We start from the raw sequence: 24,158 nt of genomic DNA, 5'->3' as shown, positions 1-24,158 counted from the left end.
TTGCGCAGCGCCGCTTCGTCGAGGCTTTTCAGCACGTAGACGCGGGCACGCGATAACAAAGCGTTGTTCAGTTCGAACGAAGGGTTTTCGGTGGTGGCGCCGATGAAGATCAGCGTGCCGTCTTCAACGTAGGGCAGAAACGCGTCCTGCTGCGACTTGTTGAAGCGGTGCACTTCATCGACAAACAGGATCGTGCGCTTGCCGTACTGGCCGGCCTGCTGCTTGGCGATTTCAACGGCCTGGCGGATTTCCTTGACCCCGGCGAGCACCGCCGAGACCGTTTCGAAGTGCGCATCGGAGACTTCTGCGAGCAAGCGCGCCAGGGTGGTCTTGCCCACGCCCGGCGGCCCCCAGAAGATCATCGAATGCAGCGCGCCCTGCTCCAGCGCCTCACGCAGAGGCTTGCCGCGAGCGAGCACGTGTTCCTGACCGACGTACTCATCCAGATTGGCCGCACGCAGACGGGCGGCCAAGGGTTGGGCAATCGGTGCACTGCGAAACAGATCCATCACGTAGCGTTGAAACCTCTGATTTTCTGAAATCTGCTGAAGAACCTGTGGTGAGGGGATTTATCCCCGTTGGGCTGCGAAGCGGCCCCAAAAGCGACGACTGCTGCGCAGCCCAACGGGGATAAATCCCATCGCCACAATAGCTCCTCAATAGCAGGCCCTCACCACAAAGGCCCGGTGTTTATTCCTGGATAACGTCGGCACCCTTGGGAATGTCGAATTTGAACTTGGACGCAGGCACCGCTTCGTTGGCCTTGACCATGGTAAACAGGATATTGGTGCGCTGGCCGACGCTGTCAATCAGTTGCATGTCATTGAGCAGGCCGTTGCGGAACGACAGGCGCAGGTTGTCGAACAGGGTGTCCTTGGCTTTCGGCTTGAGAGTGAAGTCGATCACGCCGCCCGCCTCTTTCGCGCTGATATCGAAGCTCTGGCTGATCTTCGAGACATCGCCGGACAGCAGCAGCGCCGGCGTCTGGGTCAGACGCTCGTCGAGCTTCTTGATGGTTGCCTGCTCCAGATCCGGGTCCCACAGGGTGACTTTCTTGCCATCGGAGACCATGGTCTGCTCGGCCGGCGCGTTGGTGTGCCAGTAGAACAGGCCCGGACGCTGCAGGGTCATGTTGCCGGTGGTTTCCTGCAACTGGGTGCCGGTGCCGTCGAGGGTCAACTGCGAAAAGTTCGCCGACAGGGTTTTCGATGTTTCGAGCAATTGGGTCAGACGCGCCACGTCCTTTTCATCGGCGTGGGCCGTGAGTGTGGTCAGCGCCAGTACTGGCAACAGCATGCGGATAAGGCGCATGAGAGTCCTCTTGAATAATCGTGGGAGAGCGGGTGGTGCGTCATTGCGCCACCCGCGTCGTTGCGTTTCAGTCGCGTACCGGGCCCGGGGCCAGGACTTCACGCGAACCGTTGGTGTTCATTGAGGTAACAACGCCGGCCATCTCCATCGCCTCGATCATCCGCGCGGCGCGGTTGTAGCCGATCTTCAGCTTGCGCTGCACAGCGGAAATCGACGCGCGACGGCTTTCGAGGACGAACTGCACCGCTTCGTCATACAGCGCGTCGGCTTCCGGATCATCCCCGTCGCCACCGCCACTGCTGCCTTCAAAGCCGCTGCCTGCCTCTTCGACACCGTTGAGGATATCGTCGTTGTATTCCGGCGCGCCGCGCAGCTTCCACGCTTCGACCACGCGGTGAACCTCATCGTCGGAGACGAATGCGCCGTGGACGCGGATCGGCAGACTGGTGCCCGGCGGCATGTAAAGCATGTCACCGTGACCGAGCAGTTGCTCGGCGCCACCCTGGTCGATGATGGTCCGCGAGTCGATCTTGCTCGATACCTGGAACGCCATACGTGTCGGGATGTTGGCCTTGATCAGACCGGTGATCACGTCCACCGACGGGCGCTGGGTCGCGAGAATCAAGTGAATCCCCGCCGCACGCGCCTTTTGCGCAATACGGGCGATCAGTTCTTCAACCTTCTTGCCGACGATCATCATCATGTCGGCGAATTCGTCCACCACTACGACGATGGTCGGCAGTTTCTGCAGCAGCGGCGCTTCGTCGTGAATGCTTTCGCGCTTGTACAGCGGATCGCTCAACGGCTCGCCGGCATCCTGGGCTTCCTTGACCTTGGCGTTGAAGCCGGAGAGGTTACGCACGCCCATTTTCGCCATCAGCTTGTAGCGACGCTCCATCTCGGCAACGCTCCAGCGCAAGGCGTTGGCGGCGTCCTTCATGTCGGTCACAACCGGGCAGAGCAGGTGCGGAATGCCTTCGTAGATCGACAGCTCAAGCATTTTCGGGTCGATCATGATCAGCTTGGCGTCGTCCGGGCCGGACTTGAACAGGATCGACAGGATCATCGCGTTCACGCCCACCGACTTACCGGAACCGGTGGTGCCGGCCACCAGCAAGTGCGGCATCTTCGCCAGGTCGGTGATGACCGGCTTGCCGCCGATGTCATGACCGAGCGCCAGGGTGACCGGCGATTTGAAGTTGTCGTACTCGGGGGTCGACAGCACCTCGGAGAAACGCACGATCTGGCGGTCTTCGTTGGGAATCTCGATACCGACGGTGGTCTTGCCCGGAATCACCTCGACGACCCGCACACTGGTCACCGCCAGCGAACGCGCCAGGTCTTTCGCCAGGTTGGCGATACGGCTGACTTTTACCCCGGCGGCAGGCTGGATTTCGTAACGGGTAATCACCGGGCCCGGGTGGATCGAGTCAACGGTGACTTCGACGCCGAATTCCTTGAGCTTGATTTCCAGCAAGTGGCCGACCGCTGCCAAGGATTCAGGCGAATAGTTGAGCTGTTTCTTTTCCGCAGGATCAAGAATGGAGATCGGCGGCAAGGTGCCTTCGACCGCGCTGTCGACGAACAACGGCGCCTGCTTCTCTTTCTGCACGCGCTTGCTCGGCTCTGGGGCCTTGGCCGGTGCCGGCGCGATCACCGGTGGCACCTGCTTCTCGCGGTCGGACATGTGCTTGCTCAGCGCTTGCTCACGCTCGATCAGGCGTTCCTTGACCTTGGCCTGTTCACGCTTGTCGGTGACAGTCGGTGCGACCACATCGTGGACGCGGTCATCAACCTCACGCAGTTGCGCGACCAGTTGCTTGCGCTCGGTGCGCGCCGACCACCAGCGGTTGAGCGCGCCCTGGAACAGCTCGAACAGATCGAGGGTGATCTTGCCGGTGACGTCCATCACCTTGAACCACGACAGATCGGTGAATACGGTCAGGCCGAACAGGAACAGAGCGATGAACAGCAACGTGCTGCCCTGAATGTTCAGCGCATTCTTCGCCAGATCGCCAAGGCTTTCGCCCAGGGCACCGCCAGCGCCGGCCGGCAGACCGGTCGCGGCATGGAAATGAATGTGCGCAAGCGCAGCACCGGACAGTACGAGGAACACCAGACCGATCAGGCGCCAGGAAAACAGCCAGCCGCTCCACTGCCATGGTTCGTGGCGTTGACGGAATATCTGGTACGCCTTGACCGCCAGCAGCAACGGAAAAATATAGGCGAAGTAGCCGAGCACCATGAACAGGATATCGGCGCTGTACGAGCCGGCCGGGCCGCCGAAGTTCTGCACATCGTCGATCTTGCTGTTATGGCTCCAGCCCGGGTCGTCCTTGCCGTAAGTCAGCAAAGCCATCATCAGGAACAGGCACAAGGCGCCGATGGCGATCAATGCACCTTCCTTGAGCCGGTAGTGCAGTTGCTGGCGCCAGAGCGGAACGACTGTTTTGGGTGCTTCGGTGGTCTTCTTCAAAACGCTTCTTTTCCTGCGCCCGAGGCGCGTCCATCTATTGAATGACGATAAAAAACTGCCCAATCCAGGCAGGTAAAAAAGGTGAAAAGCTCAACTGGGACTACTTTTAACACTGTGCCACTGGTTTTATAAACACAGCCATAAACACTGTGCGCAGCGAAAAGGCCGTCACAACCCGGCATTGTACGGGTTTGTGCGCCCGACGCCATGTTTCAGACCCCAGCCTTGAGCATAGCCAATCGCACACGCAACGCCTTGCAATTGGAGCATGCATTGCCTTTTGTGACAAAGGCTTATGAGCTGTATTTGATGAACGTAGGGAACCTGGCCGGATCGGGCTCACAGGAATGCTCAACAGCATCGACACGACGACGCTTACGACCACGGGCGACACATCAAGTTGCAGCTCAATGCTCACTGCACCAGACAACTGTGCAGGACACCGGCGCCGTTTCGCGGCAAACTCTTTCGCGGGGTCTGCACGCCCCCTGACCGCCCTCCCCTTCTGCAAGCCCGGATGCCATGCTGACTTGGTTACAACGTAATTCCCTGACCTTTCCGCCACTGGAAAAAGCCATGCGCGAGCCGAACGGATTGCTCGCCGCCGGCGGCGATCTGTCCGCCGACCGCCTGATCCAGGCCTATCGCCATGGCTGCTTTCCCTGGTTCTCCGAAGGCCAACCCATTCTCTGGTGGTCGCCAGACCCTCGCACCGTGCTGTTTCCCGACGAACTGCACGTCTCGCGCAGTCTCGGCAAGCTGCTGCGCAAGCAACGCTACCGCGTGACGGTCGATCAGGATTTCGACGCCGTCATCCGCGCCTGCGCTGCCCCGCGTGACTACGCCGACGGCACCTGGATCACCGAGGCCATGCAGGATGCTTACGTAGAATTGCATCGGCGCGGTTTCGCTCATTCGGTTGAGGTCTGGGACGAGGGACAGCTGGTCGGCGGCCTGTATGGCCTGGCAATGGGCCAACTGTTTTTTGGCGAGTCGATGTTCAGCCGTGCCGACAACGCGTCCAAATACGGCTTTGCCACGCTGGTCCAGCATTTGAAAGCCGCCGGGTTTGTGCTGATCGACTGCCAGATGCCGACCGATCACCTGCACAGCCTGGGAGCGCGATCTATTCCGCGCAGCGAATTCGCCGACTATCTGCAACGCCATCTCGACCAACCGAATTCGGCGACCTGGGTTTGCTGAGCGACTTTTGCGCAGGTGGCTTACACTTAATCCACCAGCTTATCCCGAGGGTTGATTCATGACCGAGTTGGCGCGTTTGAAGTTTTATGCCACTCAGCCCCACTCTTGCAGTTATCTGCCCGAGGAGCAGGCCACGACGCTGTTTCTCGACCCGAGTCAGCCCATGGATGTGCATGTCTACGCAGACCTGTCGGAAATGGGCTTTCGTCGCAGCGGCGATCATCTGTACCGGCCGCATTGCCAGAATTGCAATGCGTGCGTGCCTGCGCGCATTCCTTCCGCCCAGTTCATCGCCAATCGCCAGCAGAAGCGTATCTACAAACGCAACACTGACCTGCAAGTGCAACCGGTCAAACCGCACTTCAGCGAAGAATATTTCGACCTGTATCAGCGCTATATCGAACAGCGCCATGCCGACGGCGACATGTACCCGCCAAGCCGTGATCAGTTCTCGACGTTCCTGGTGCGTGACCTGCCCTTCTCGCGCTTCTACGAATTTCGACTCGACGGACGGTTGCTCGCGGTGGCGGTCACCGATCTGCTACCCAACGGCCTGTCGGCGGTGTACACCTTCTACGAACCGAACGAAGAACGCCGCAGCCTCGGCCGTTACGCAATCCTCTGGCAAATCGCCGAGAGCCAGCGCCTGGGACTTGAGGCCGTGTACCTGGGTTACTGGATCAAGAACTGCAAAAAGATGAATTACAAGACGCAATATCGGCCCATCGAATTGCTGATCAATCAGCGCTGGGTCATCCTGAACTGAACCTGCGGCCTAAACCCCTTGGCGTAAACACCATTTTTCGGGCACAATGCACGCCGCTTTTGCCTGGCGCAGTTGCACCGGGCCATTCATTGGATACCGAGGGCTTTACTGCATGTCGAAAGAAGACAGCTTCGAAATGGAAGGCACTGTCGTCGACACCCTGCCCAACACCATGTTTCGTGTGGAGTTGGAAAATGGGCACGTCGTAACCGCGCATATTTCCGGCAAGATGCGCAAGAACTACATTCGTATTCTTACCGGTGACAAAGTGCGCGTCGAGCTGACGCCCTATGACTTGAGCAAAGGGCGGATCACTTACCGCGCTCGTTAATCAAGTCAATACAGAACGCCCGGGTAATGCCGGGCGTTTTTGTGTCTGCGTTTTGAGGTTTTGGGGCTGGCGGTTTCGCGCTTACAGCATGCAAATCAAAAGATCGCAGCCTTCGGCAGCCCCTACGGTTGGATCGCGCGAATTCGACAGAAACGGGCTGACCTGCGGGCCGCCTTCGCGAGCAGGCTCGCTCCCACAGAAAGGCAAAAGCAAAAGATCGCAGCCTTCGGCAGCTCCTACACAATGAGCGCAAGCTCGAGTGCTTTTGATCTTGCTGTTGATCCACCGGCGACGTCGGAAGGCTGAGCGGAGGGATTGATCCGGGGGTGGGAGCGCAGCGACCGTCTGGCGCAGCCAGACACAGCGGAAGGAGGTGCAGCGAAGCAAACCGTAGCCGCTGCGCCCGGATCAGTCCCGCAGCGAAGGAACCCGAGCCTGCGAGGGCCGAACGTAGGAGCAAGCGTTTTTTTGCTTACTTTTTTTAGGCGTTTGTAAAAAAAGTGAGTCGCCGTAAGGGCGAAACCCTAAGCAGCCGTAACCGCAGCAACGGATATACACCCAAAACCATCAAGCAACGAGCAACAAAAAGGCGCCCGAAGGCGCCCTCTTGATCCACAGCCGTCAGGCCATTTCCGCAGTAGTTTCGAAGTCAAACGTCAACTCCCCATCCTTGATGTCGATGTGCACCACACCGCCATGCTCGGCCAGTTCGCCAAACAGAATCTCCTCCGCCAGCGGACGCTTGATCTTGTCCTGGATCAGACGCGCCATCGGACGTGCGCCCATCGCCGAGTCGTAACCACCCGCTGCCAGCCAGCTGCGCGCCGCATCGGTAACTTCAAGCAACACACGTTTGTCTTCCAGCTGCGCCTGAAGCTCGGTGAGGAACTTGTCCACCACACTCTTGATGACCTCATGACTGAGGCGACCAAACTGGATAATGGTGTCCAGACGGTTACGGAATTCCGGCGTGAAGCTCTTCTTGATCACTTCCATCGCATCGGACGAGTGGTCCTGATGGGTGAAACCGATCGAAGCCCGCGCGGCCGTCTCGGCACCGGCGTTGGTGGTCATGATCACGATCACGTTGCGGAAATCCGCCTTGCGCCCGTTGTTGTCGGTCAGCGTGCCGTGGTCCATGACCTGCAACAGCAGGTTGAAGACTTCCGGATGCGCCTTCTCGATTTCATCGAGGAGCAATACGCAATGCGGCTGCTTGGTGATCGCTTCGGTCAACAGACCGCCCTGATCGAAACCGACATAGCCAGGAGGCGCACCGATCAGACGCGATACGGTGTGACGCTCCATGTACTCGGACATGTCGAAACGCACCAGTTCAATGCCCAAGGCCTTGGCCAGTTGTCGCGCGGCCTCGGTTTTACCGACACCGGTAGGCCCGGCAAACAGGAACGAACCGACTGGCTTGTCCGGCGATTTGAGGCCGGCGCGGGACAGTTTGATCGCAGTCGACAGCGAATCGATCGCCGCGTCCTGACCAAACACCGTCAGCTTCAGGTCACGCTCCAGGTTACGCAGCAACTCTTTGTCGGAACTGGTGACGTGCTTTGGCGGAATCCGCGCGATTTTCGCGACGATGTCCTCGACCTGTGGCACTTCGATTCGCTTGACGCGCATCTCTACCGGTTGCAGACGCTGGTAGGCGCCCGCTTCGTCGATCACGTCGATGGCCTTGTCCGGCATGTGCCGGTCATTGATGTAGCGCGACGCCAGTTCGGCAGCGGCACGCAACGACTCATCGCTGTATTCGATATTGTGATGCTGCTCGAAACGTCCTTTCAGGCCACGCAGGATGCCAATGGTGTCTTCCACCGATGGCTCGACGACATCGACCTTCTGGAAGCGACGCGCCAAGGCACGATCCTTCTCGAAGATGCCGCGAAATTCCTGGAATGTGGTCGAACCGATGCAGCGAATGTCGCCAGACGACAGCAGCGGCTTGAGCAGGTTGGACGCATCCATCACGCCACCGGAAGCAGCACCCGCACCGATGATGGTGTGGATTTCGTCGATGAACAGGATCGCCTGCGGACGCTTTTTCAGCTCATTGAGCAGCGCCTTGAAGCGCTTCTCGAAATCACCGCGATACTTGGTACCCGCGAGCAGAGCGCCAAGATCGAGCGAATAAACCACCGCATTGGCCAGCAGATCCGGCACCTGATTGTCGACGATGCGCTTGGCCAGGCCTTCGGCAATTGCGGTCTTACCCACGCCTGCCTCACCCACCAGCAGCGGATTGTTCTTGCGCCGGCGCGCGAGGATCTGCGCGACACGCTCGACCTCCGATTCACGGCCGACCAGCGGATCGATGCGACCCTGGCGCGCGAGTTCGTTGAGGTTGCTGGCATAAGCATCCAGAGGATTGCCTGAAGAAGAAGACTCACCGCCCTCGTCGTCCTGCATATCTTGTTCACCTTCAGAATGATCGCCGTGCCCCGGTACTTTGGAAATGCCGTGGGCGATGTAGTTGACGACATCGATGCGCGCAACGCTCTGCTGTTTCAGCAGGAACACTGCCTGACTCTCTTGCTCACTGAAGATGGCGACCAGCACGTTGGCGCCGGTCACTTCGCGTTTGCCCGAGCTCTGTACGTGAAAAACAGCACGCTGCAGGACACGCTGGAAGCCCAGGGTTGGCTGGGTTTCGCGATCCTCGTCATGCACGGGGATCAATGGCGTGGTGGAGTCGATGAACTCCTGCAGATCATGCTTGAGTTTGTCGAGGTTTGCGCCGCAGGCACGCAAAACGGTGGCGGCAGCCTCATTATCCAATAGGGCCAGCAGGAGATGTTCGACGGTCATGAACTCATGACGCTTCGAACGAGCCTCCTTGAAGGCAAGATTGAGGGTGACTTCGAGCTCGCGGTTTAACATAGCTTCACCTCATACCCAAGTGGTCGGCGATTAACCGTCCTTCTCGATTTCACAGAGTAGCGGATGCTGGCTTTCCCTGGCGTACTGGTTGACCTGCATGGCCTTTGTCTCGGCGATGTCGCGGGTAAACACTCCACATACTGCCCGTCCTTCTGTATGGACGGCCAGCATGACCTTGGTCGCCAGCTCGCGATTCAGGTTAAAAAACACCTCGAGCACTTCGACGACGAAATCCATCGGTGTGTAGTCATCGTTGAACAAAACCACCTTGTACATCGGCGGCGCCTGTAACGCGGGCTTTGCTTCCTGAACAGCAACGCCTGCCGAATCGTCGTCGTGCTCCTGTGGAAGATCCTTTTGGAGAAGCGGGCGATCCTGATTGAATGTTAGTCGAATCTGGCTGATTGCATGCATGGAAAAAAAGGTTCGTCAGTTGTGCGAATACAGTGGTGGGGGCGGTTGCACACGTTTTCAACTACGACTGCCCGGTCACCTTGACTATCGGGAAAACGGTGTTACAACCAATAGAGCCCACAGTGGGTAAAAAAGATCCGCGGAGTCAATTCTTTTATCGAATTCGATTGCGGATGTCGTGGATGATACTCCAGCGATGGAGTCTGTTGCAGAGGGATTTGAGCATGGCTGTCGGCAAGGTGAAATGGTTCAACAATGCCAAGGGATTCGGCTTTATCAATACCGACGCCCGGGAAGGTCGCGATGAGGATGGCAAGGACATTGATTTCTTTGCCCACTACTCGGCCATTGAAATGGAAGGGTACAAGACCCTGAAAGCCGGTCAGGCAGTCACATTCGACATCGTTCAAGGCCCCAAAGGCTTGCATGCCGTGAAGATAACTCCGGTCGAAGCAGCTTCGACGCCAAGCTCGATTGCCACGAAAAAACAAACGGCAACCAGTTGAAGCCTCAAAACATTCGGTCATAAAAAACCGCCAGACTCAACCCATCGAGTCAGGCGGTTTTTGCGTGGCTGCAACTTTTACATATGCGAAATCAACGCATCCCCGAACCCGGAAGACGACACCAGCTTCGCGCCATCCATCAAGCGCTCGAAATCATAAGTAACAGTCTTGGCGCCGATCGCACCGTTGGTGCCCTTGATGATCAGGTCCGCCGCTTCGGTCCAGCCCATATGACGCAACATCATCTCGGCCGAGAGAATCAGCGAGCCCGGGTTGACCTGGTCCTTGCCGGCATATTTCGGCGCGGTGCCGTGGGTCGCTTCGAACATCGCCACGGTGTCGGAAAGGTTGGCGCCCGGCGCAATACCGATACCACCCACCTCCGCCGCCAGGGCGTCCGACAGGTAGTCACCATTGAGGTTGAGAGTAGCGATCACATCGTATTCGGCCGGGCGCAGCAGGATCTGCTGAAGCATGGCGTCGGCGATGGCGTCCTTGACCACGACGTTCTTGCCGGTTTTCGGGTTCTTGAACTGCATCCACGGACCGCCGTCCAGCAGGGTGGCGCCGAACTCTTCGGCCGCCACTTCGTAGGCCCATTCCTTGAAGGCACCTTCGGTGAACTTCATGATGTTGCCTTTGTGCACGATGGTCAGCGAATCGCGGTCATTGTCGACCACATATTGCAGGGCCTTGCGCGCCAGACGCTTGGTGCCTTCACGCGATACCGGCTTGACGCCGATGCCGCAGTTTTCATCGAAACGGATCTTGGTGACGCCCATTTCTTCTTTAAGGAATTTGATGACCTTGGTGGCTTCCGGCGAACCGGCCTTCCATTCGATACCCGCGTAGATGTCTTCGGAGTTCTCGCGGAAGATGGTCATGTCGACGTCGCCGGGCTTTTTCACCGGGCTTGGCACACCCTCGAACCAGCGCACCGGGCGCAGGCAGACGTACAGGTCGAGCTGCTGACGCAGGGCCACGTTCAGCGAGCGGATGCCGCCACCGACCGGAGTGGTCAGCGGGCCTTTGATGGAGACCACGTAATCCTTGACCGCGTCGAGGGTTTCCTGCGGCAGCCAGGTGTCCTGGTCATAAACCTGAGTGGCCTTTTCGCCGGCGTAGACTTCCATCCAGGAAATCTTGCGCTTGCCGCCGTAAGCCTTTTCAACAGCAGCATCGACAACCTTGATCATCACCGGACTGATGTCGACACCAATACCGTCACCTTCGATGAAGGGGATGATCGGGTTATCAGGAACATTGAGAGAATGGTCTGCATTGACAGTGATTTTGTCACCGACGGCTGGAACCTGAATCTTCTTGTAACCCATGCTGAACTCCATTGTTTGGATTGAACACCTGGCTTGCTTCGAGCGTAACCCAGTTGAATCAACACGCAAACCCTATGTTCCTGCGCCGCGCACATCTCGTTTCGTACAAGCCTGAAAGCAAAGGGAAAAGCGCCAAACTCCAGCATTCGTAACGAGTGTTTGCCCGGTCGCGCCCTGCGACCTTTAGACCAATGGACGAGAATCGTTGCATATGAACCATCGGCAGATTGCCAGCTACCTATGTATAATGCCGCCCGCTGACCACAGGGTCACGACGGCTGGCCTCTCTAGCACGAGACTTTCCGCCTGATTGGTCGGGTTGTTACCGCAGCCTGACTGCTTGACGCTCTACTGATGCACCCAACATCACCGCGAAGAATCTCGACATTCGGTTCATGGATGACTTTGAACGAACGCGCTTACCCGGCGCCCCTCGAGTTTCTGCGCACGCTTTAGCAAAGAAGAGAGAGTTAATCCGAATATGCCCACCCGCTCGAAGATCATCTATACCTTCACCGACGAAGCTCCTGCCCTCGCCACCTATTCCCTGCTGCCGATCATCGAGGCTTACACCGCCTCGGCCGATATCGCCGTGGAAACCCGCGATATCTCTCTTGCAGCGCGCATCCTGGCAAGCTTCCCCGAGCAACTGGGCGACAAAGCCGTAGCCGACCACCTCGCCGAACTGGGCGACCTGGCCGTTACGCCTGAAGCCAACATCATCAAGCTGCCGAACATCAGTGCTTCGGTGCCACAGCTGCAAGCCGCGATCAAAGAGCTGCAGGCGCAGGGCTACAACCTGCCGGACTACCCGGAAACCGTGACCAGCGACGCCGACAAAGACGCCAAGGCGCGTTACGACAAGGTCAAGGGCAGCGCCGTGAACCCGGTTCTGCGTGAAGGCAACTCCGACCGCCGCGCTCCGCTGTCGGTGAAGAACTACGCGCGCAAGCACCCGCACAAAATGGGCGCCTGGGCCAAGGACTCCAAGTCCCACGTCGCACACATGAGCACCGGCGATTTCTACGGCAGCGAAAAAGCTGTCCTGATCGACGCCGCTGACGCTGTGAAGATCGAACTGATCGCCAAGGACGGTGCTGCCACCGTTCTGAAAGAAAAAACCACCGTTCAGGCTGGCGAGATCCTCGACTGCGCCGTGATGAGCAAAAACGCCCTGCGTGCGTTCATCGCTGCCGAGATCGAAAGCGCCAAAGCCCAGGGCGTGCTGCTCTCGGTTCACTTGAAAGCGACCATGATGAAGGTCTCGGACCCAATCATGTTCGGCCAGATCGTTGCCGAGTTCTATAAAGACGCACTGACCAAGCACGCCGAAGTGCTGAACCAGATCGGCTTCAACCTGAACAACGGCATCGGCGATCTGTACGCGCGCATCAAGGCCCTGCCGGCCGAGCAGCAAGCGCAGATCGAAGCCGATATCGCAGCGGTCTACGCCGTTCGTCCGTCGCTGGCGATGGTCAACTCCGACAAAGGCATCACCAACCTGCACGTGCCGAGCGACGTCATCGTTGACGCCTCGATGCCAGCGATGATCCGTGACTCCGGCAAGATGTGGGGCACCGACGGTCAGCTGCACGACACCAAGGCTGTAATCCCGGATCGTTGCTACGCGACCATCTACCAGGCGGTGATCGAAGATTGCAAAGCCAATGGCGCTTTCGATCCGACCACCATGGGCAGCGTGCCGAACGTCGGCCTGATGGCGAAGAAAGCCGAAGAGTACGGCTCCCACGACAAGACCTTCCAGATCAAGGCTGACGGCGTTGTTCGCGTCACCGACAGCAAAGGCAAGCTGTTGATGGAACAGGCTGTCGAAGCCGGCGACATCTTCCGCATGTGCCAGACCAAAGACGCGCCGATCCAGGACTGGGTCAAGCTGGCCGTCAACCGTGCTCGCGCGAGCAGCACGCCGGCGATCTTCTGGCTCGACCCGATGCGCGCTCACGATGGCGTAGTGATCGAGAAGGTTCAGGCGTACCTGAAGGATCACGACACCAGCGGTCTGGACATCCAGATCATGGCGCCGGTCGACGCGATGAAATACACCCTGCAGCGCACCCGCGAAGGCAAGGACACCATTTCGGTGACCGGCAACGTACTGCGCGACTACCTGACCGACCTGTTCCCGATCATGGAACTGGGCACCAGCGCCAAGATGCTGTCGATCGTGCCGCTGATGAACGGCGGTGGCCTGTTCGAAACCGGCGCCGGCGGTTCGGCGCCGAAGCACGTGCAGCAACTGGTTGAAGAGAACTTCCTGCGCTGGGATTCGCTGGGTGAGTTCCTTGCCCTCGCCGCTTCCCTTGAGCACCTGGGTGTGAACTACAACAACCCGAAAGCACTGGTGCTGTCGAAAACCCTGGACCAGGCCACCGGTCAGTTCCTCGACAACAACAAGTCGCCATCGCGCAAAGTCGGCAACATCGACAACCGTGGCAGCCACTTCTACCTGGCGATGTACTGGGCTCAGGCCCTGGCTGCCCAGACCGAAGACGCTGCACTGCAAGCGCAGTTCGCGACTCTGGCCAAAACCCTGACCGAGAACGAAGCGACCATCGTTGCCGAGCTCAACGCCGTGCAGGGCAAGCCAGTCGACATCGGCGGTTACTACCACGCCGACGCCGAGCTGATCAGCAAGGCCATGCGCCCAAGCGCAACCTTCAACGCGGCGATTGCTGCGCTGGTTTAAGGTTGTAATGGGAACATCACAAACCCCGGCCTTGTGCCGGGGTTTGTGTTTCCGGGTTTTGTGATCACCACAAAACTTTGTGGGAGCTGGCTTGCCAGCGATGGCGGTTTATCATCCAGCATGGATGGTGACTGAACCACCGCTATCGCTGCGATGCTGCGTTCCGACAAGCCAGCTCCCACAGGGATTGGGGTTTAACCAATAGATTGAGGAAGGTTTTATGGAATGGCTCCCCCACATCACCGTCGCCACCATCGTCGAGGACAACGGCCGCTTCCTGATGGTCGAAGAACACAAGGGCGGGCGCAATGTGCTCAACCAGCCCGCTGGTCACCTCGATCCGGATGAAACCCTGATCGACGCGGCGATTCGCGAAACCCTCGAAGAAACCGGTTGGGACGTCGAACCCACCGGCGTGATCGGCATTTATCTGTACACCGCACCGAGCAACGGCGTGACTTACCAGCGCATATGCTTCAGCGCCAAAGCCGTGCAGCATCACCCGGATTACCAACTCGACGACGGCATTGTCGGCGCCAAGTGGCTGACCCGCGACGAATTAATCGCCCAGCGTGACAACTGGCGCAGCGAGCTGATCATCCGCTGCATCGACGATTATCTGGCCGGTCATCACTTCAGCCTCGAACTGATCCGCCCTTCTCTTTAGCCTTGCGGCCGCGAGCCTGATAGAATCGCGCCCTTTTCCAAGACACTCATTGAATCCCTATGCGTGATCCAGCCCCTTCTGACACATCCAAGAAGCGCGTCATTGTCGGCATGTCCGGCGGCGTGGACTCTTCCGTTTCCGCCCTTCTGCTGATCGAGCAGGGTTATGAAGTGGAAGGCCTGTTCATGAAGAACTGGGAAGAAGACGACGGAACGGAATACTGCACCGCCATGGACGACCTGGCGGATGCTCAGGCTGTCTGCGACAAGATCGGCATCAAGCTGCACACCGCCAACTTTGCCGCCGAGTACTGGGACAACGTGTTCGAGCACTTTCTCGCCGAATACAAGGCGGGGCGCACGCCGAACCCGGACATCCTGTGCAACCGCGAGATCAAGTTCAAAGCGTTTCTCGACTACGCGATGGTGCTCGGCGCCGACCTGATCGCCACCGGTCACTACGTGCGCCGCCGCGATATCGACGGCCGCACCGAACTGCTCAAGGGCCTCGATCCGAACAAGGATCAGAGCTACTTCCTGCACGCCGTTGGTGGCGAACAGATCGCCAAGACCCTGTTCCCGGTCGGCGAACTGGAAAAGCCTGAAGTCCGCGCGATTGCCGAGAAATACGAACTGGCCACCGCCAAGAAGAAGGATTCCACCGGGATCTGCTTCATCGGCGAGCGCCGTTTCAGCGATTTCCTCAAGCAGTACCTGCCGGCACAACCGGGTGAGATCAAGACTACCGAAGGCGAAGTCATCGGCCGTCACCACGGCTTGATGTACCACACCATCGGCCAGCGTCAGGGCCTCGGCATTGGCGGCTTGAAGGATGCTGGCGATGAGCCGTGGTACGTGCTGCGCAAGGATCTGCAGACCAACGAGCTGATCGTCGGTCAGGGCAACAACCATCCATGGCTGTTCTCCAGCGCCCTGCTCGCTTCGGAAATCTACTGGGTCAATCCGATCGATCTGAGTCAGCCGCTGCGCCTGACGGCGAAAGTGCGCTATCGCCAGAGCGATCAGGCCTGCACCCTGGAAAAAACCGCCAGCGGCTATCGCGCCGTGTTCGACGAACCGCAACGTGCGGTGACGCCGGGCCAGTCGGTGGTTTTCTATGACGGTGAAATCTGCCTCGGCGGCGGCGTGATCGAAGTGGCCGAGCCGTGGAGCGGCCAGGCATGAGCCCGACTCAGGAACAACTGACAGCGCTGGGCGGTGTGTTTCTCGCCGCCGTGCTGGTCGATCGCATCGCCAAGACTGGCCAGACCAACGAGGCCGGCCTGAGTTGCATGCTCGGCAGCCTGCTGGTCCGCGACCCAAAAGATACGCTGGATGTATACGGCGGCGACGACATCAATCTGCGCGAGGGTTACCGCGCATTGATCGGCGCGCTGGAGCGCGATCCGAGCACCTTGCAGCGCGAGCCGTTGCGCTACGCGCTGTCGATGCTCGGTCTGGAGCGGCAACTGGCCAAGCGTGACGACATGCTTGAGACGATTGCCAAACGCCTGCCGCAGATTCAGTCGCAGGTGGAGCATTTTGGCCCTGCGCACGAAAACGTCGTCGCCGCTTGCGGTGCGTTGTATCAGGACACGTTAAGCACCCTGCGCCAGCGCATTCAGGTGCACGGCGACATGCGCAACCTGCAGCAGCCGAGCAACGCCTCGAAAATCCGCGCCCTGCTCCTCGCGGGTATCCGCTCGGCGCGCCTGTGGCGTCAGCTCGGTGGTCATCGCTGGCAGTTGGTAATCAGCCGCCGCAAGCTGCTCAAAGAGCTTTATCCGTTGATGCGCAGCGAGTAAACGCCGCGTCACGAAGGCTTTGTAGTCTGTAACGCGTAATACGCCGGTCAGTTGGCGACGGACCGGCGGATTTTTTCATGTATGATACGCGCCCCATTTCGTTGCCCGACTGTCCGAGAACACCCCATGCAGCTCTCTTCGCTCACTGCGGTTTCCCCTGTTGACGGCCGCTACGCCGGCAAAACCCAGGCCCTGCGCCCGATTTTCAGCGAGTACGGCCTGATCCGTGCCCGCGTTCTGGTTGAAGTGCGCTGGCTCCAGCGCCTGGCCGCCCACGCTGGCATCCCTGAAGTGCCAGCCTTCTCCGCCGAGGCCAACGCCGTTCTCAACGAACTGGCTGAAAACTTCTCGCTGGAGCACGCCGAGCGCGTCAAAGAGATCGAGCGCACCACCAACCACGACGTCAAAGCGATCGAATACCTGCTCAAAGAGCAGGCGGCCAAGCTGCCGGAGCTGGCCAAGGTCAGCGAATTCATCCACTTTGCCTGCACCAGCGAAGACATCAACAACCTGTCCCACGCCCTGATGCTGCGCGAAGGCCGTGACGACGTGATGCTGCCGCTGATGCGCCAGACCGCCAACGCCATCCGCGAACTGGCCATCCGTTTCGCCGACGTGCCGATGCTGTCGCGCACCCACGGTCAGCCGGCTTCGCCGACCACTCTGGGTAAAGAGCTGGCCAACGTGGTTTACCGTCTCGAGCGTCAGATCGCTCAGGTCGCTGCCGTGCCGCTGCTGGGCAAGATCAACGGCGCCGTCGGCAACTACAACGCGCACCTGTCGGCCTACCCGCAGATCGACTGGGAAGCCAATGCCCGCGCCTTCATCGAAGACGAGCTGGGTCTGGGCTTCAACCCGTACACCACGCAGATCGAACCGCACGACTACATCGCCGAGCTGTTCGACGCCATTGCGCGCTTCAACACCATCCTGATCGACTTCGACCGCGACATCTGGGGCTACATTTCCCTGGGTTATTTCAAGCAGCGCACCATCGCTGGCGAAATCGGTTCGTCGACCATGCCGCACAAGGTCAACCCGATCGACTTCGAAAACTCCGAAGGCAACCTGGGTATCGCCAACGCACTGTTCCAGCACCTGGCGAGCAAGCTACCGATTTCCCGCTGGCAGCGCGACCTGACCGACTCCACCGTCCTGCGCAACCTCGGTGTCGGCTTCGCCCACAGCGTGATCGCATACGAAGCCAGCCTCAAAGGCATCAGCAAACTCGAGCTCAACGAGCAGAAGATTGCCGCTGACCTCGACGCTTGCTGGGAAGTATTGGCCGAGCCGATCCAGACCGTGATGCGTCGCTACAACATCGAAAACCCGTACGAAAAGCTGAAAGAACTGACCCGTGGCAAGGGCATCAGCCCTGAAGCGCTGCAGACTTTCATCGATGGCCTGGACATGCCAGCCGAAGCCAAAGCCGAGCTCAAGCAACTGACTCCGGCCAACTACATCGGCAACGCTGTGGCACAAGCCAAACGCATCTGATCGACCGTTTGCCCCGTTTGAGACGCCCGGCCGCGCCGGGCGTTTTTATTCCCGTCTGAAAAGTGCTTTTTTTCAATAGGTTACATATGAATTCCGATATTCCTCTTCAACTTCTGGGCGGCCTCACAGCACGCGAATTCCTGCGTGACTACTGGCAGAAAAAACCGCTGCTGATCCGTCAGGCGATTCCTGACTTCGAAAGCCCGATCGACGCCGACGAACTGGCCGGCCTGGCCCTGGAAGAAGAAGTCGAATCGCGCCTGGTCATCGAGCACGGCGAGCGCCCATGGGAACTGCGTCGCGGCCCGTTTGCCGAAGACGAGTTCAGCAAATTGCCAGAGAAAGAGTGGACCCTGCTGGTGCAGGCGGTTGATCAGTTCGTGCCGGAAGTCAGCGAACTGCTGGAAAATTTCCGCTTCCTGCCGAGCTGGCGCGTCGACGACGTGATGATCAGCTTTGCCGCACCGGGTGGCAGCGTCGGCCCGCATTTCGACAATTACGATGTTTTCCTGCTGCAGGGCCACGGCAAGCGCAACTGGAAAATCGGCCAGATGTGCGATTCCGAGAGCCCGCTGCTGCAACACGCCGACCTGCGCATCCTCGCTGAATTCCACGAAACCGAAGAATGGGTGCTGGAACCGGGCGACATGCTCTACCTGCCGCCGCGCCTGGCCCATTGCGGTGTCGCGGTCGACAACTGCATGACCTATTCGGTCGGCTTCCGCGCGCCGAGTGCCGCTGAAGTGCTGACCCACTTCACCGACTTCCTCAGCCAGTTCCTGACTGACGAAGAGCGCTACACCGATGCCGATGCCAAGCCGGCGGTCGATCCGCACCAGATTCAACACGATGCGCTGGATCGCTTGAAAAGCCTGCTCGCCGAGCACATGAGCGACGAACGTCTGCTGCTGACCTGGTTCGGCCAGTACATGACCGAGCCGCGCTACCCGGAACTGGTGGTCGGCCCGGAAGACGTCGAAGAAGAAGACTTCCTCGCCGCCCTGCAGGACGGCGCCGTGCTGATCCGCAACCCGAGCGCGCGCCTGGCCTGGTCGGAAGTCGACGACGATCTCCTGCTGTTCGCCAGTGGCCAGAGCCGCTACCTGCCGGGCAAGCTGCGCGAACTGTTGAAGCTGATCTGCGCCGCTGACGCCCTGCACGCCGACAACCTGGGCCAATGGCTGAGCGATGAAGACGGCCGCAGCCTGCTCTGCGAACTGGTCAAGCAAGGAAGCCTGGGGTTCGCCGATGAATAAAATTCGCGTTCGTGTCGCAGACTGGCAGAAGGATATCGCCGAGATCCGGCGCATTCGTGAAACGGTGTTCATCGCCGAACAATCGGTGCCACCCGAGCTTGAGTGGGACGCCGATGACGCGACCGCCGTGCATTTTCTGGCGTTCGAAGGCGACTTCCCGATCGGCACGGCGCGGCTGTTGCCCGACGGGCACATCGGCCGCGTTTCAGTACTCAAAGACTGGCGCGGAATGAAGGTCGGTGACGCGCTGATGCAAGCGGTCATCGCCGAAGCTGAAGCACGCGGGCTGAAACAGCAGAAGCTCAGCGCTCAGGTGCAAGCCACGGCGTTCTATGAACGCCTGGGCTTCAGCCTGGTCAGCGAGGAGTTTCTCGAGGCCGGGATTCCGCATGTCGACATGGTTCGGCATTCGGCCTGAGCCCCGCCCTGATCGTTCCCACGCTCTGCGTGGGAATGCCTCTCGGGACGCTCCGCGTCCCTTGCGGCATGTGACGCAGAGCGTCACTGGCTGCATTCCCACGCAGAGCGTGGGAACGATCACGCCCCGCCATCCACCGATGCCGGGGCGTTTTGCTGTCTACGATTCAACTTGCCCCACCCCGGGCCGACAAACTGGCAATATCAAGCTTTTCGAACGCGGAGATAACGGACATGTCCCTACGCACCCTGCTAACCACCCTGCTGCTCGGCTGCAGTTTTTCGGTGCTGGCAGCCACAGAAATCGTCCCCCTCAAATACCACACCAGCGCTGACATGTTGCCAGTGGCGCAGGATTTCATCGGCCAGGACGGTCAGGTCAGCGCTTACGGCAATCAGCTGATCGTCAAAGCCGAGCCGGGCAAGATTCAGGAGTTGAAGGATCTGCTGGCGCAACTCGATACCGCACCGAAGCGCTTGCTGATCACCGTCGACACCAACGAAAACAACGGCCGTGGCGACGAAGGTTATGCGGTCAATGGCACCCAGCCGAGCCAGACCCGGATCATCAGCCGCAGCACCACCAGCCGCAACGGCGGCGTTCAGCAAGTGCAGACCAGTGAAGGCACTCCGGCGCTGATTCAGGTTGGCCAGAGCGTGCCGATCACCAACACCCAAAGCGATTCCTACGGCGGTTACAGCAGCGAGACCCAATACCGCAACGTCACCCAGGGTTTCTACGTCACCGCCAGCGTCACCGGCGAGACCGTTCATCTGGCGATCAGTACCAACCGTGACCGCATGAGCCAGGAACGTCCCGATGTAGTGAACGTGCAAAGCACCGACACAACCGTCACCGGTCGCCTCGGTGAATGGATCACTCTGGCGGGCGTCAACAGCCAGACTCAGGCCGATAAACAGGGCCTGACCCGCAGCTACTCGACTCAAGGCCGCGATGACATGACCTTGCGGGTGAAAGTCGACACGCTGGACTAAAGCACCGAAAACTGACTGATTAGTCGTATTAGACGAAAGATGTAGTGCTTGAAAAAAAGCACTACAAAACGTTTGACGCGAAAAAAAAGCGAAGGCATGATGGCCTCGCTCCCGCTAATCAGAGGCCCTGGCAAGGGCCTTCGAAGCGCCGCTCGCACCTACCCCGCGAGCCGTTTCGTGTCTGTACCGCCCACAAGGTGTGTTTGACGAGGTTGCCGACTGGAACGAAGTTGTCCCGAGGGACGGAAGCGTATTTAGGTAACCCGGCTTCACGCTGTTGTCCGTATAAAGGCCCACGACGCCCGCATGCGCCCCGCAGTCCGCCACTACCTGCTCACTTCCCCTCGAGCCCATCGTTCATCCCGTCGCCTACCCCGCCGAATCCGACTTGACCACCTAAGCTTCTGGTCAGCGAGCGCAGGAATTTTCCACCGCAGAACAACTTTTCATAAAAGACGCGACGAGGTTTATCTCCATGGCACTGACACGCGAACAGCAAATTGCAGCCCTCGAAAAAGACTGGGCCGAGAACCCGCGCTGGAAAGGCGTGACTCGCACTTACTCCGCTGCCGACGTGGTCCGCCTGCGTGGCTCGGTTCAGCCAGAGCACACCTTCGCGAAGATGGGCGCCGAGAAGCTGTGGAACCTGGTCACCCAGGGTGCCAAGCCGTCCTTCCGTCCAGAGAAAGATTTCGTCAACTGCATGGGCGCCCTGACTGGCGGCCAGGCTGTTCAGCAGGTCAAGGCCGGCATCCAGGCGATCTACCTGTCCGGCTGGCAGGTGGCTGCGGACAACAACTCCGCAGAGTCCATGTACCCGGACCAGTCGCTGTACCCGGTGGACTCGGTGCCAACCGTGGTCAAGCGCATCAACAACTCGTTCCGTCGTGCTGACCAGATCCAGTGGAAAGCCGGCAAGAACCCGGGCGACGAAGGCTACATCGACTACTTCGCGCCAATCGTAGCGGACGCTGAAGCCGGTTTCGGCGGTGTACTCAACGCCTACGAGCTGATGAAAAGCATGATCGAAGCCGGCGCCGCTGGCGTTCACTTCGAAGACCAACTGGCTTCGGTGAAGAAATGCGGCCACATGGGCGGCAAGGTTCTGGTGCCAACCCAGGAAGCCGTGCAGAAGCTGACCGCTGCCCGTCTGGCCGCTGACGTTGCCGGCACGCCGACCATCATTCTGGCCCGCACCGACGCCAACGCGGCTGACCTGCTGACTTCCGACTGCGACCCGTACGATCAGCCATTCGTGACCGGCGAGCGTACTCAGGAAGGTTTCTACAAGGTACGTGCCGGCCTGGATCAAGCGATCGCCCGTGGCCTGGCTTACGCACCGTACGCCGACCTGATCTGGTGCGAAACCGCCAAGCCGGATCTGGAAGAAGCACGTCGCTTCGCTGAAGCGATCAAGAAGGAATACCCGGACCAGCTGCTGTCGTACAACTGCTCGCCTTCCTTCAACTGGAAGAAGAACCTGGACGACGCAACCATCGCCAAGTTCCAGCGCGAACTGTCCGCCATGGGCTACAAGCATCAGTTCATCACCCTGGCCGGCATTCACAACATGTGGCACAGCATGTTCAACCTGGCGCACGACTACGCCCGCAACGACATGACTGCCTACGTGAAGCTGCAAGAGCAGGAATTCGCTGACGCCGCCAAGGGTTACACCTTCGTTGCGCACCAGCAGGAAGTGGGCACTGGCTACTTCGACGACATGACCACCGTGATCCAGGGCGGCTCGTCCTCGGTGACCGCGCTGACCGGTTCGACCGAAGAAGAACAGTTCCACTGATTCGGCTACACCTGAGCAAACGGCCTTTGCGGGTCGGATAAAAAGCTAACCGCAGAGCCGCAAGACTGACGCCCCGACTGGATCGGGGCGTTTTTTTGCCTGGGGAAATCGATTCGCGCTGTGTAGGAGCTGCCGAAGGCTGCGATCTTTTGATCTTGCCCCTCAAAAGCAAAATCTAAAGATCGCAGCCTTCGGCAGCTCCTACAGGGGATCTGTGGCGTCAGCGCAAAACATTGATCTGAAGCGCTACAAGCGTCAGAAATTTCCGTTAAAACGGTAGGCTTCGCTACTTGCAGTAACGCGCAAGTAAGACAACTTCCCAGTCACTCACTCGTTAAACAGTTACAAAACCACGCCAAACGATATCAATTATCATTTAGCCGCAACTATGTTCGTTACAAACTCTACAAAACATAATTGATGGAAACCCGGCTAATGCCCGCAACGCATGGGCCGCAGCGCCTTCAGGAGACGCTATGTCCTTAATCCGGTAAATAATTTCGCCTTTGGAATTTTACTTGCCGGGTGTTTAGCCATAAAATCAGCCCGATTGATTGCTGCGACATATCGTCACTGCCTTATTTCTTTATCAAGCTCAGAGACCTTTGCTCTCTGTTAAGGATTACCAGCATGCCCGAAGCGACAGGACTCATGGCCCACAACTGGGGCTTTGCCATTTTCCTTCTGGGTGTCGTCGGCCTGTGTGCCTTCATGCTTGGCGTCTCCAGCCTCCTCGGGTCAAAAGCCTGGGGTCGCAGCAAAAACGAACCGTTCGAGTCGGGCATGCTACCTACCGGTGGCGCCCGCTTGCGGCTCTCAGCCAAATTCTATCTGGTCGCGATGCTCTTCGTGATCTTCGATATCGAAGCCCTCTTTCTCTTTGCATGGTCTGTGTCCGTCCGCGAAAGCGGCTGGACCGGATTCGTCGAAGCTCTCGTTTTCATAGCAATTCTGTTGGCAGGTCTTGTCTACCTGTTCCGAGTGGGCGCCCTTGACTGGGCTCCGGAAGCTCGTCGCAAGCGGCAGGCGAAGCTGAAACAATGAGGCTTTGGCAATGCAATACAATCTCACCAGGATCGACCCCGATGCTCCTAACGAGCAGTATCCGATTGGCCAGCGGGAAACCGTTGCCGATCCGTTAGAAGATCAAGTCCACAAAAACATTTTCATGGGCAAGCTGGAAGACGTGCTGAGTGGCGCGGTCAACTGGGGACGTAAGAACTCCCTGTGGCCGTACAACTTCGGCCTGTCGTGCTGCTACGTGGAAATGACCACCGCCTTCACGGCGCCCCACGACATCGCGCGCTTTGGCGCCGAAGTGATCCGGGCCTCGCCGCGTCAGGCCGACTTCATGGTTATCGCCGGTACCTGCTTCATCAAGATGGCGCCGATCATCCAGCGTCTCTACGAGCAAATGCTCGAGCCGAAATGGGTTATCTCCATGGGTTCGTGCGCCAACTCCGGCGGCATGTACGACATCTACTCCGTGGTTCAAGGGGTGGACAAGTTCCTGCCCGTGGACGTCTACGTACCTGGCTGCCCGCCCCGTCCGGAAGCATTTCTGCAAGGCTTGATGCTGTTGCAGGAATCGATTGGACAGGAGCGTCGTCCGCTTTCCTGGGTCGTTGGTGATCAAGGCGTGTATCGCGCCGACATGCCATCGCAGAAGGAACAGCGCCGCGAACAGCGAATCGCAGTCACCAATCTGCGCAGCCCTGACGAAGTCTGATCCAGTTCTGTTCCAAGTAACGAGAAGCTGGCTTCATTCTTTACGTTGACC

General features: G+C 58.9%; 21 protein-coding genes. 15 read left to right on the top strand and 6 right to left on the bottom strand.

Annotated elements, in window-relative coordinates:
• From D8U60_RS18135 to ftsK, 3 genes are all read right to left on the bottom strand, one after another.
• On the bottom strand, positions 1-509 hold a 509-nt coding region (locus D8U60_RS18135; RefSeq protein ID WP_130900631.1), incomplete at its 3' end, for an AAA family ATPase.
• 181 nt (positions 510-690) lie between these two features.
• Positions 691-1,311, bottom strand: coding sequence for an outer membrane lipoprotein chaperone LolA (gene lolA, locus D8U60_RS18130; RefSeq protein WP_130900630.1), 621 nt, complete (start codon positions 1,309-1,311; stop codon positions 691-693).
• 67 nt (positions 1,312-1,378) lie between these two features.
• Positions 1,379-3,787, bottom strand: coding sequence for a DNA translocase FtsK (gene ftsK / locus D8U60_RS18125; RefSeq protein WP_041477069.1), 2,409 nt, complete (start codon positions 3,785-3,787; stop codon positions 1,379-1,381).
• A gap of 522 nt (positions 3,788-4,309) precedes the next feature.
• Here ftsK and aat point away from each other — a divergent pair.
• The 3 genes from aat to infA all read left to right on the top strand — a co-directional run bounded on the left by aat (position 4,310) and on the right by infA (position 6,087).
• Positions 4,310-4,990, top strand: a complete 681-nt coding sequence (gene aat, locus D8U60_RS18120; RefSeq protein WP_130900629.1) for a leucyl/phenylalanyl-tRNA--protein transferase — start codon at positions 4,310-4,312, stop codon at positions 4,988-4,990.
• Positions 4,991-5,048: 58 nt separating this feature from the next.
• Positions 5,049-5,756, top strand: a complete 708-nt coding sequence (locus D8U60_RS18115; protein WP_110600808.1) for an arginyltransferase — start codon at positions 5,049-5,051, stop codon at positions 5,754-5,756.
• A gap of 112 nt (positions 5,757-5,868) precedes the next feature.
• Positions 5,869-6,087 (top strand): translation initiation factor IF-1, encoded by a 219-nt coding sequence (gene infA, locus D8U60_RS18110; RefSeq protein WP_002553999.1) that lies wholly within the window; start codon positions 5,869-5,871, stop codon positions 6,085-6,087.
• Between the two features lie 621 nt (positions 6,088-6,708).
• Here infA and clpA read toward each other — a convergent pair.
• Together clpA and clpS are read right to left on the bottom strand one after the other, a co-directional pair.
• Positions 6,709-8,979: an ATP-dependent Clp protease ATP-binding subunit ClpA gene (gene clpA, locus D8U60_RS18105; RefSeq protein ID WP_016775266.1), complete on the bottom strand. Its 2,271-nt coding sequence runs from the start codon at positions 8,977-8,979 to the stop codon at positions 6,709-6,711.
• Positions 8,980-9,009: 30 nt separating this feature from the next.
• Complete coding sequence (clpS, locus tag D8U60_RS18100; protein ID WP_011334948.1) at positions 9,010-9,393, bottom strand: ATP-dependent Clp protease adapter ClpS; 384 nt, start codon at positions 9,391-9,393, stop codon at positions 9,010-9,012.
• A 224-nt stretch (positions 9,394-9,617) separates the two neighbouring features.
• On the opposite strand from clpS, the gene D8U60_RS18095 reads away from it, so the two are divergent.
• Positions 9,618-9,899 carry a cold shock domain-containing protein gene (locus D8U60_RS18095; RefSeq protein WP_016775267.1) on the top strand — a complete coding sequence of 94 codons (282 nt, stop codon included), beginning with the start codon at positions 9,618-9,620 and terminating at the stop codon, positions 9,897-9,899.
• Between the two features lie 77 nt (positions 9,900-9,976).
• Here the strand turns inward: D8U60_RS18095 and icd are convergent, their stop codons facing one another.
• Positions 9,977-11,233 carry an NADP-dependent isocitrate dehydrogenase gene (gene icd / locus D8U60_RS18090; protein WP_024013414.1) on the bottom strand — a complete coding sequence of 419 codons (1,257 nt, stop codon included), beginning with the start codon at positions 11,231-11,233 and terminating at the stop codon, positions 9,977-9,979.
• Between the two features lie 481 nt (positions 11,234-11,714).
• Here icd and D8U60_RS18085 point away from each other — a divergent pair, with 481 nt between their 5' ends.
• From D8U60_RS18085 to D8U60_RS18030, 11 genes are all read left to right on the top strand, one after another.
• The gene (locus D8U60_RS18085) at positions 11,715-13,940 is read left to right on the top strand and encodes an NADP-dependent isocitrate dehydrogenase (protein WP_130900628.1); all 2,226 of its coding nucleotides are present in this window, start codon (positions 11,715-11,717) and stop codon (positions 13,938-13,940) included.
• A gap of 220 nt (positions 13,941-14,160) precedes the next feature.
• Positions 14,161-14,607: an NUDIX hydrolase gene (locus tag D8U60_RS18080; protein WP_016775271.1), complete on the top strand. Its 447-nt coding sequence runs from the start codon at positions 14,161-14,163 to the stop codon at positions 14,605-14,607.
• A gap of 59 nt (positions 14,608-14,666) precedes the next feature.
• Positions 14,667-15,791, top strand: a complete 1,125-nt coding sequence (gene mnmA, locus D8U60_RS18075; protein WP_122612133.1) for a tRNA 2-thiouridine(34) synthase MnmA — start codon at positions 14,667-14,669, stop codon at positions 15,789-15,791.
• Complete coding sequence (gene hflD / locus D8U60_RS18070; protein ID WP_039763308.1) at positions 15,788-16,411, top strand: high frequency lysogenization protein HflD; 624 nt, start codon at positions 15,788-15,790, stop codon at positions 16,409-16,411. Before mnmA ends, hflD begins: the two co-directional genes overlap by 4 nt.
• Positions 16,412-16,537: 126 nt before the next feature.
• Positions 16,538-17,908, top strand: a complete 1,371-nt coding sequence (gene purB, locus D8U60_RS18065) for an adenylosuccinate lyase (protein WP_003223822.1) — start codon at positions 16,538-16,540, stop codon at positions 17,906-17,908.
• 86 nt (positions 17,909-17,994) lie between these two features.
• The gene (locus D8U60_RS18060; RefSeq protein WP_130900627.1) at positions 17,995-19,164 is read left to right on the top strand and encodes a cupin domain-containing protein; all 1,170 of its coding nucleotides are present in this window, start codon (positions 17,995-17,997) and stop codon (positions 19,162-19,164) included.
• Positions 19,157-19,582 carry a GNAT family N-acetyltransferase gene (locus D8U60_RS18055; RefSeq protein ID WP_016775275.1) on the top strand — a complete coding sequence of 142 codons (426 nt, stop codon included), beginning with the start codon at positions 19,157-19,159 and terminating at the stop codon, positions 19,580-19,582. The genes D8U60_RS18060 and D8U60_RS18055 overlap by 8 nt, the downstream gene beginning before the upstream one ends.
• Before the next feature lie 233 nt (positions 19,583-19,815).
• On the top strand, positions 19,816-20,577 hold the full coding sequence (locus D8U60_RS18050; RefSeq protein ID WP_122698417.1) for a secretin N-terminal domain-containing protein: 762 nt from the start codon (positions 19,816-19,818) through the stop codon (positions 20,575-20,577).
• Positions 20,578-21,052: 475 nt separating this feature from the next.
• Positions 21,053-22,378, top strand: coding sequence for an isocitrate lyase (aceA, locus tag D8U60_RS18045; protein ID WP_003223815.1), 1,326 nt, complete (start codon positions 21,053-21,055; stop codon positions 22,376-22,378).
• A gap of 630 nt (positions 22,379-23,008) precedes the next feature.
• Positions 23,009-23,422, top strand: coding sequence for an NADH-quinone oxidoreductase subunit A (locus D8U60_RS18035; RefSeq protein ID WP_003223812.1), 414 nt, complete (start codon positions 23,009-23,011; stop codon positions 23,420-23,422).
• 10 nt (positions 23,423-23,432) lie between these two features.
• Positions 23,433-24,107, top strand: a complete 675-nt coding sequence (locus D8U60_RS18030) for an NADH-quinone oxidoreductase subunit B (protein WP_016775278.1) — start codon at positions 23,433-23,435, stop codon at positions 24,105-24,107.
• The last annotated feature ends 51 nt before the right edge of the window (positions 24,108-24,158 follow it).

Origin of the sequence: Pseudomonas sp. Sample_11, from assembly GCF_004307505.1 — a bacterium.
Classification (GTDB): Bacteria; Pseudomonadota; Gammaproteobacteria; order Pseudomonadales; family Pseudomonadaceae; genus Aquipseudomonas; species Aquipseudomonas atacamensis.
The sequence above is the reverse complement of the archived record's forward strand: the minus strand, read 5'-3'. Positions and strand labels throughout refer to the sequence as shown.